At 66.6% G+C, this 1,526-nt stretch carries 1 protein-coding gene; it reads right to left on the bottom strand.

Annotated elements, in window-relative coordinates; genetic code table 11:
- Window positions 1-57: 57 nt before the first annotated feature.
- Window positions 58-1,526 (bottom strand): P-loop NTPase family protein (locus ACFW3D_RS42055; RefSeq protein WP_500513766.1); only part of this gene is annotated, 1,469 nt, incomplete at its 5' end.

Genomic DNA, 1,526 nt, shown 5'->3' with positions numbered 1-1,526 from the left:
CTGGGGTGTCACGCCGGGTGTACCGCAGCCCCGGGGCGTGTCACCACGACCAGCGGTTTATTCGCTCAGACCCCCCACAGAACCCCCCGTCCGGCCTTCGAGCCCAGTGTCACGTGACACGCGGCGCAGGAGGGCCGGCGCGACCTCCGGGGAGTGCGCGGGCGGGGCCGCGTAGAGCCCCGTGGTCTCGTAGCCGTGGGTCTGGCGCAGCTCCTCGTAGTAGGCCGTCAGGAGCCTGTACGCGTGCTGCTGGTTCTCGTCCTTGGTGTATTCCGGCACCCACGAAACGTAGGGCGTCTGAATACGGCTGACGTCTCCACTGTCCAGCGCGAGGACCATTCGACCGGCCTTCTTCTGGATAGGCGGCATGGGGAAGGAGTTACCCATAATCCGCTTCCACTGGCGTTCGCTGTAGCTGCCCAGAATCTTGAAGGGGAAAAGCGGGACGAGGGAGACTCCGCCGAATTGCGTGTCCTTGAAGTCCTGGAATACGGCGATGATGTGGACATTCACCTCACGGCCGAGACGGAGTGCGGTTGCCACGCCGTCACGCCAAATGGGGTCACCGCCTGGATCACTGCTTGCCTTGGTGGCGGTGTATTCCTCTTTGAGAATGTCGGCGAGGTGGTTGCATTCCTCCAGGATCACGTAAAGCGGCGGGAAGTCCGTCCGGATGCGGTGCTTCTTTTCGTAGTTCCGCGCGTTGACCACTTCGGCCACCCATTCAAGGGTGGCGCGCATGTCCTGGGGTGCCTGCGGATTGACGTAGGAGTGCGTTCCCTCAATTCCGATCAGGGGCGTCATGCTGACCATCTTGCCGTCGATGATGACGACCGTTCCGCGCTTCATCAGCATCTGAATGGCGAGCCACTGAAGGAATGCCGACTTACCGCCACCGGAGCCGACGGACAGGGCCCAGTGGGCCTGTTCGTCGGACATCTTCTGGATGACGGGGCGGTCGAAAGTGTCCTGTCCCAGGTAGAACTCGTCCGGTCCGAGGGAGGCCAGGATCTCCTGGACCTTGGGGTCCCAGATATCCACGGCGCCGGGCGGTTCGGGCGCGGGGGCCGGCGGCTTGGGCGGGGGCTTGTGGGTGTAGACGGCGCTGAAGTGCTCGCCGGTGAAGGTGTACCTGCCCTGCCACTCGCCCGGGAGCCGGGAGTTCAGCAGGCTGGTGACGTCGTCCTTCTCCCCCTGGGTGCCCCGGAACGACCAGGGCAGGCGGATGAGGATGCGGGCGCCCTCGGCGCCGAGCTTGTCGGGGAGGCGGAGCCAGTTCTCGCTGGGCTCGTCCTCGGGGAGCGCCAGGTCTTCGCGCAGGATCACCCAGAGGCGGGGCCCGTAGACCGCGTCGTCTCCGGGGGGCGCCGGCTTGAAGCGGTGCGCGAGCGCGACGGCGACGACCAGGAGGACGGCCAGGACCACGAGGGTGAGGGTGCGCCAGGCCGGGAGGGTCAGGCCGACGAGGGCGGCGGTGAGGACGAGGCGGGCCAGGCCGCGGGCGGCGTACGGCCAGAAGTGCCAGG

The sequence above is a fragment of the Streptomyces sp. NPDC058864 genome, assembly GCF_042742985.1.
Lineage (GTDB): Bacteria > Actinomycetota > Actinomycetes > Streptomycetales > Streptomycetaceae > Actinacidiphila.
Note: the sequence above shows the minus strand (reverse complement) of the source record. Positions and strands in the feature narration are given on the sequence as shown.